Annotated in this window: 7 protein-coding genes; 2 read left to right on the top strand and 5 right to left on the bottom strand. The window is 65.8% G+C overall.

Features of this window, described 5'->3' with window-relative positions; genetic code table 11:
- Window positions 1-19: 19 nt before the first annotated feature.
- Together QZ588_RS03310 and QZ588_RS03315 are read right to left on the bottom strand one after the other, a co-directional pair.
- The gene (locus QZ588_RS03310; RefSeq protein WP_295539878.1) at window positions 20-2626 is read right to left on the bottom strand and encodes a hypothetical protein; all 2607 of its coding nucleotides are present in this window, start codon (window positions 2624-2626) and stop codon (window positions 20-22) included.
- Window positions 2623-3756 carry a metallophosphoesterase gene (locus QZ588_RS03315; RefSeq protein WP_295539881.1) on the bottom strand — a complete coding sequence of 378 codons (1134 nt, stop codon included), beginning with the start codon at window positions 3754-3756 and terminating at the stop codon, window positions 2623-2625. The genes QZ588_RS03310 and QZ588_RS03315 overlap by 4 nt, the downstream gene beginning before the upstream one ends.
- Window positions 3757-4080: 324 nt before the next feature.
- Here QZ588_RS03315 and QZ588_RS03320 point away from each other — a divergent pair, with 324 nt between their 5' ends.
- On the top strand, window positions 4081-4440 hold the full coding sequence (locus tag QZ588_RS03320; protein ID WP_295539884.1) for a hypothetical protein: 360 nt from the start codon (window positions 4081-4083) through the stop codon (window positions 4438-4440).
- A gap of 84 nt (window positions 4441-4524) precedes the next feature.
- Here the strand turns inward: QZ588_RS03320 and QZ588_RS03325 are convergent, their stop codons facing one another.
- The 3 genes from QZ588_RS03325 to QZ588_RS03335 all read right to left on the bottom strand — a co-directional run bounded on the left by QZ588_RS03325 (window position 4525) and on the right by QZ588_RS03335 (window position 6360).
- The gene (locus QZ588_RS03325; RefSeq protein WP_295539886.1) at window positions 4525-5037 is read right to left on the bottom strand and encodes a PH domain-containing protein; all 513 of its coding nucleotides are present in this window, start codon (window positions 5035-5037) and stop codon (window positions 4525-4527) included.
- Window positions 5034-5555: a hypothetical protein gene (locus QZ588_RS03330; protein ID WP_295539888.1), complete on the bottom strand. Its 522-nt coding sequence runs from the start codon at window positions 5553-5555 to the stop codon at window positions 5034-5036. Before QZ588_RS03330 ends, QZ588_RS03325 begins: the two co-directional genes overlap by 4 nt.
- 106 nt (window positions 5556-5661) lie before the next feature.
- A complete protein-coding gene (locus QZ588_RS03335) occupies window positions 5662-6360 on the bottom strand; it encodes a hypothetical protein (RefSeq protein ID WP_295539890.1) in 699 nt (232 codons plus the stop codon).
- Between the two features lie 425 nt (window positions 6361-6785).
- Between QZ588_RS03335 and QZ588_RS03340 the strand changes: the two genes are divergently transcribed.
- Entirely contained in the window at window positions 6786-7028 is a 243-nt protein-coding gene (locus tag QZ588_RS03340; protein WP_295539892.1) for a hypothetical protein, read from the top strand.
- Window positions 7029-7395 lie beyond the last annotated feature (367 nt).

The following is a 7395-nucleotide window of genomic DNA, read 5'->3' on the forward strand; positions in this document are numbered from 1 at the left end:
CGATCTCCAGGGACCTGTATCAGGATTGAACATCGGTGATTTGCAGCCCAGTGCCACCGAGATGCTGGAATGCCCGTTGCCGGCAGCTCAGCACGATGATCTGGATGTCTTCGGCCTGGCGATGGAGTGCGGTGAACATGGTTTCGATGCGCTCGTCGTCGGTGAACACGAGGGCGTCGTCCAGAATCACCGGCGTGTGCCGTCCATGCCGCGCTGCGAGGCGCGCGAAGGCCAGGCGGACGAGGAGGTTGAGCTGCTCCTGGGTGCCACCGGAAAGGATATCGATGGTCTCGGCCAGATTGTTCCGGTGCAGCGCTGCGGGCAGGAGGGTGTCGTCCGTCCAGTGCAGCACGGCATCCGGCCAGAGCATGCGCAGCAGCGGCCGAAGCTCTTCGGAGACGGGCTTGAAATACTGCTCCCTGGCGGCGTTGCGCGCGCTCTCGAGTGCCGAGCGCAGGCGTTGGAGCACGGCGACTTCGCGCTCGATCAGCGCCAAGTGCCGGGCGGCGACGTCGAGCTGCTCTTCGGTCTCCTGTAGCTGCTCCTCGACGGATTCACCCGCGCTGCTGTCGATGCGCTCGTCGAGCACGGCGATACGCGCACGGATGTCGGCGAGGCGTTTTTGTGCGTCATCGATAACGGATTGGGCGCGGGCGAATGCGGCCTTTGCGAATTCGATGTCGGGTGCCGCCGCCCGTTGTTGCGTCAGTTGTTCCGCGGCCTCGGCTTTTGCGCGCGCGGCTTTGTCAGCCCGTTCGCTGAGTGCGGCCTCATCGCTGGCGGGTAAGCGCGCGAGGGCGCTGGCGGTCGCGTCGAGTTGCTCCTGCGCGCCGTCCCGGCGCGCCACCGCCTCCGCGCGTGCCGTGCGCGCCAGATCCCGTCGCTCTCGGGCCGCCTCGCGGTGGGCGGTGCTGGCCTCCAGGGCTTCGCCTGCACGCTGCAGTGCCGCCTGGGCCTGGTCCATCGCGGGCAGCTCGGTGTCTTCGGCTACGGCCGGCGCAGGAATTTCTGCCAGCTGTCGCGCCAGGGCCTCGATGCCCTCGGGGGCGAGCATGGTCAGTTGGGTCTCGGCATGCTGGCGTTGCTGTTCGGCCGCAGTGCGGGCCTGGTGTGCCCGCCGGGCGGCCTCCAGGCTCTCGACACCCAACGCCCGGAGCGCCGCCGACAACGCGGCTTCTGCCCGCTCGACATCATCCAGCCCCGCCTGGCCTTCTGCGGGATGGATGGTCAGCTCACCGAGATCGCCGAGCTGCAGCCGGGTGGCGCTGTGGATACGCAGCGGACTGTCGTGCTCGAGTGCGGCGCCGTCTTGGGTCACCCGGCCTTCCTGGCCCGCCGCATAGCGCATCACGACCTGCATCGCCGTGCTGTCACGCAGGGCCCGGGCGGTTGTCAGCTGGGCGGACAGGGCTTGAAGCTGGTCCAGGTCGGCGTCCTTCGGGCCGATTTGGGCGGCGGCGTCGGCCTGCTCGACGGCCTGTCTCGCCTGCCGGGCTTGTTTGAGTCTGTCTTCGAGCGCCGTGCGCCGTTGCGCACCCGCCCGTGCCGCATCCCGGTCCTGCACGCGCCGAAGGACTGACTCGGCGTCTTTGTAGACCTGCGTATCATGCTGATGCGCGGTCGTCGCCTGGGTGTACAGGCGTTCTGCCTCTGCCAGATGCGTCTCCGCCGCCGCCAGGGCCGCGGTGGTGTCGCGCACCCGGGTCTGCGCCGATGCCTGGTCCTGCAGTGTGCGCTGCAGGGACGACAGGGCCGCATGCGCCTGCTCCGCGGCGAGGGTCGCCGTTTGCAAGGCCTGCTCGGATGCCCTGACTTCGGCCGCATGTTGCTCGGCGCTGGCCAATTGCATGCGCGCCGTGTCCAGGCGTGCCGCGCGCTCGGCGGCGGCCTCGGGTGTATCCAGCGCATCGCGCTCCCCGCGCAGGCGACGGCGCTCGCCGATGGCCTCCTGCAACGCGCGCACGCGCGTGGCGAGCGCGTCCTGTTGTGCCCTCAGTTGCTCCACGTCGTCGCGAGCACTGCGCCAGGGGCCGCCTGCTCTGGGCTTGCCGCCGGCGGTTGCGTAGGTGTCGAGTGCTCGCACACAGCGTTGCAACACGGCATCCAGACGCTGGCCGCCGGCCACCTCGTCGACCGCGCCCGCGACGGTGGCCAACAGGTTCTGGCGCGCACCGAGCGCCGCCTGTTGCTGCTGATTGGTCCCGTCATCCAGCCCGGCACTGCCCTGGCGCACCCAAAGCAGTGCGGCGGGCGCGGCGTCGCCGTCGCCCAGCAAGCCGCTGATCCAGGCCTCCGCCTGATCGGCCTGCGCGATCAGCTTGCCGTCGCGGGTCACGCGCGCCTCCGGCTTGCTCAGCCACCGCTTCGACACGATGAACGCTCCCTCGGGCGTTTCCAGCTCCACCGTGATTTCCGGTGCGCCGCCGGCATGGGGGCTCAGGCTCTTGACGGGCCGCGCCTGCGAGCTGAACCGCAGCGTGAACAGGGCCTGCAGGGCATCAAAAACCGTCGACTTGCCCCGTTCGTTGGCGGCGGTCAGCACATTGACGCCGTCTTGGATATCGGCGATGCGCACCCGCTCGGTGAAGCGGCGGACATTCATCAGCTCGATTGCACGCAGCTTCATTCGGCACTCCCACGGGTATAGGTATACAGGCGGTTCAAGGCGGCGGTGGCGATGTCCCGGTCGGCCCTGGACCGATCCGGGTTTATCGCCTCGGCCATCAGCGCCTCGGCGGCCTGACGGATGGCCCCGACGCGCTCGATCTGATCCAGATCCTCGGCCCGGTGCAGCGTCTCCAGCGCCTCGGTGCGCAAGGTGAAATGCGCGAATCCGGGCGCGTGCCGGGCAACCGCCTCATGCAGGGCCGCATGCTCCGTCAGCGCCGCCAACCCCCTGGCGGTGACCTGCACCAGCGTGTTGCGTCGCTGCTCGATGCCGGGCAGGAGCGCTTCCAGGGCCTGCGCCGCCGGCGCGCCGTCTTGCAGATGCAGCTCGCGCTGCAGCCAGAGAAAGGTGCCGGTCTCGATCGCCTCGACCTGGGGCTCCGCACCGGGGCCGTCGATGCTGACGGCCAGGCACTGTCCCCGCCCCTCGTGCTTGAAACGATCATGCTCCGGCGTGCCGCAGTAGTGGGTGCGTGCCGAGACGCGCAGTCTGCCGTGCCAGTCCCCCAGGGCCAGATAATCGAGACCGGCGCTGCGGTCGCGATCGGGCGGAATTTGCTCGCCGGTGTCGGTGAAATCGAGCATGCCGCCGTGGGCGAGCCCGATGCGGATGCTCTCCGCGGGGGTGGCGATGTCTGGCAATGCGGCGGTCAGATCGCGCCCGACACGCCGCGCCGTCACCGGGCACGGCAGCAGAGCCACGCCGACGGCGGGCTCGAGGCTATCGCCGCCGAGGATGGGGTGGACGTTGTCAGACGCCTGGGTGCTGATCTGGTGCCAGAGCGGCTCGGCGTTCAGCAGGTTGTCATGGTTGCCGGGCAGGAGCCACCAGTGCAGATCGGTATGTCCAGCCAGCGCGTGCAAGGTTTGGGTCAGCACCTGTTGCGAAGGCGTGGACGAGTCGAAGGTATCCCCGGCCAGCAGAATGTCGCGCGCACCCTGTGCCCGGGCCACCTCGGCGAGCCGGGCGATGACGTTGTGTCGCGCATCCATCAGACGTCCCCGCACGCCGTTGTCGCCGGGATCCGGAATGTTGGCGAAGCGGCGGCCCAGATGCAGGTCGCTGGCATGGATGAAGCGAAAGGGCATGAAGTGCTGCTCCTGATGTCGCCGAGTTGTGGTCATTGAACAGTCGAGGCACGACAGGGGCTGTCGGCTGCGGGGGAGCCCACCGCAACAGCCGGGTGCGGCAACCGGTGGGAGACGGCCGGCTCAGGCGCGGATGATGCTGCGGGCCGATCGGCGACTCGCGACATCCTGTGTCGCGGCAATGGTGCACCCTGCGCCGATGGCCGCCCCAGATGTCGCGGTGACGCGGCCTGCTCCAGCGCGACCGCCAAGCCGACGTCATCGATGTAGCTGGAGCCCTAGTGATCCGCGAACACTACTTGAGTCACACAAGAGGATATCCCTATGCCAGAGTACCCGAGTGTCGATCCGAACGCTGTCGGTCGTTTCCTTGAGACGTGTCTGAAGGCGCGACGCACAGCCTACTATGCCGAAGTGGTGAAGAGGTTCGGCTTGCCGGCCCTAGATGGGGCGTGGGCAAGCCACCCTTTGAGCGAAATTTTCGACGTCCTTGATAGAGAAGATGCAGCCGCCCCCAGACCTTATCGAACCGCCGTTGTCATCGCCCAGGATACGAATCGGCCAGGCAATGGGTTTTTCGAGGCTTTACAAAGGTATAAGAATATACCCGATCCGGGTACTTTAGAGGGGCGTGATTCAGTGTGGATCGCGGAATTGAACGCCGCTTACGATTTCCTCTGGTAAACGCATTGCTGCGCCTGCAGGCTACGTTTGTTCTGCACCGCTGTCAGGGAACGGCAACGGTGCCATGCCGCCCCGCCGGCGACATCACCTGCGGTACCGATCGACGATTTTCTGAATCTCCTGCACGTCTGGCAGGTCTTCTACCGAGATCTCGTAGGTGGCTGAGCCGGCGCTGGCAATCTCCACCTTACCGACGTCAGCGAGTCGCTGCACCACAGGTTGGCTCACACGAATGTTGCGAATGTGAGCATGATAGACCTCATTCGTGCGCTTGGAGAGGATACCCTCCCGGACGATCACGCGCTTGTTGGTCACGGTCACCTTGAGCGCCATGCACTGCAGCCACCACAAGAGCAAGACTAAAAGACCAAGCCCCAACACCGGGATCAGGAACAGCAGCAGCAAGTACCCCACGGGATGGGCATCAAACATCACCGGGTGCTTTTCATACAATATCTTCTCGGGCATACGCATCTTCATATGCAATGGACTATCGTATGAGAGATCAGTCGCATCAGCGTCGTAATGTGTCTTGGGGTCATAAAACATCACAGCACTCACTTCGGGTGGATGAGATCGGCTCACTTGCTCACTCACTTACAATCGGCGATGGCCGACACATCCACGCGCGATGCGCCTGAGCCAAAATCCGCCGCCAGTTGCAGCTGGGCCTGAATGCTGCGCCATCTGAACGGATCATCCACCAGGCGTTCCAGCTCGCGGGTACCTTGGCAGGTGTCCGCCGTCAGAATCCGATCGACTTCCTCCAGCACCCCAGTGTGCTCACTGATCGCCTCCAAGGCATCGATGAATCGCCCCGGGATGTGGCCGTTTTGCTCCAGGATCGTGGCCAGGAGCACGGCGTTCTGATGATCGTAACCATCAACATTGGCTCGCATCTGCCGGACGATCTCCGCCCGCGTGTGCCTCTGGTCGGCGGAGAGCTCGGCTGGCGCGATGGGGACTGCCGGCACATTGATGAGCGGAAAGGACTCCTCGAAGAAATATAGCGCCACCGCAAAGCGCACAAGCAGAATGCAAGCCACGATCAGCACAGCGATTTTCACACCGCGCCAAAGAACGCTACCCAAGAATTGGGTCACTTGCTGCGTCATGGTCGCATGCCCAGTCTGTAAATACCGTCGCTCTGACGGGCCACCGTCCGGCCTTGGCCCAAACCCCACCGGGCACCGGCGTGCCCGGGCTTGCCGATAACTCAGGCTAGAGCCGCATCTCCACAATCGGGAGAAAATTGTAGAGCAACCGATCCATCTCCCAGCCCTCCAGCCCCGCTTGTGCTGCGGCACCAAGATAGAACGCCTCCTGCGCCCGGTACGACCGGGCCGCGACCCCCAGTCGATCAGAGATCCTGTGGATGCGCGTATCCAGCGCAACGCTCTGCCGGAAGTCCTCGTGGTAGACGTCCATCATGAGGTTGCGGGCATATTTGTCGCCGATGCCTGAAAACTGCTTGAGCCACTGAATTTTGGCGTCGCGACCGGGCAGCGCGAGCAATTGTGCCTTTGCCGCTTCGGGCCCTCCCAGGCGCCGGATGCGATCGAAGCACGCCGTAATGAACGCCCCCTTGCGGTTCGGCATCCGCAACCCGGCCGTCCGACACACCTCGCAGGCCACCGTCAAACGCTGCGCATCCGGCAGCGCCAGCAGGGCAGGGTAGGTGAGCCGCTCATAGTTCGCAGGCTCCTCGATGAGCCGTCGCCGTCCGGCGGATCGGCCCATGGTGGCGAAGCTCTGCAACAAGTAGTGCCAGAGGAAATCGGGTCGCTCCAGGTCGGACCGATTGGCCTTGAGCGCATCGAGCTGGCCGCGCTTCTCGGCGGCCAGCTGGCGGGCAACATCGGCGAGTTGGGCTTGGGCTTGGGCTTGGGCTTGGGCTTGGGCTTGGAGGGGTGTGCTCATAGGTCGGCGGCTCCGGAGGTCGTTGGGCTGGTGAAGCAAGGTTGGTGGGCCGAGGCGGCCAAGCGCCCCAGCAGGCCGCCATTGAACACCAACTGCACGACAGGACCTGTCGTATTACCCAAAAGACGTGTCGACCCGGCGCAACGACGGGGCAGCGGGCGCGCACGGGTCGGCGCTCGCAAGCCGCCCCCGCGGCGTCCCCGCGCGCAGCTCCCTGATGTGTCGAACGGCTCCCCGCTGGCCCCAAGGGCATCGTCGCAGCGGCCGCACGGTGGCCGACCAGGATCACCAGGGCGCCGTCGCGTGGCCGGCGACCACTGGACGCGCGGTCGTCAGCGCCTCCCTCGCAGTCATGCTACAAGGTATTTACTTCTGTAACCCATGAGGTATACACTGCGCGCCTCGCAGCCATCGGGAGTACCACTATGCAATTTGATCGCCTTATCCAGCTCTATTTCCTCCTCCCCCGTTACCCACAAACCGTAACAGCACGGCAGGTGCAAGAACGCCTCAGGGAAGCGGCCCCGGACTTCGACGTCTGTCTCCGGACCGTGCAACGTGACCTCGAGCTTCTGGCGGGTTGCCGCATGCTGAGCGTCGCAACAGACGACGGCCGGCCGGCGCGCTGGTTCCGGAATGCCAGCGCATACGCACTGGTCGCGACCTAAGCCGTGTCGCGGCCGGCCGTCGAGGGCCAGCGCGGCGGCCGGCCGCATGTGTCTTGGAGGGGGAGGGCAGGCTGGACCGACTGACACGGCATCATCGCCCGCCGGGCTCGCAGCCCCGGCTACGGGCAACGGCGTGCCGCGCCGCTCAGCAGGCCAGCCGGCAAGGCGCGGAGCGCCCAGTCAGGGAAAGTAAAGATTGGGTCTTGCGCCGGGAGTGCGTCAACGCCGCCGGCTACAGCAGCAGGCACCTATCACCCCATCAGGCACTTGGATAGAGCGTCCGCTCGATCCCAAATGCGTCCTCGGGGAGTTGTCCCGCCTTCACCGTAAAGAGATCGAACTCGCGCAGCGGATTCGATGAGACCCA

It is taken from the genome of uncultured Thiohalocapsa sp., from assembly GCF_913062725.1.
Lineage (GTDB): Bacteria > Pseudomonadota > Gammaproteobacteria > Chromatiales > Chromatiaceae > Thiohalocapsa.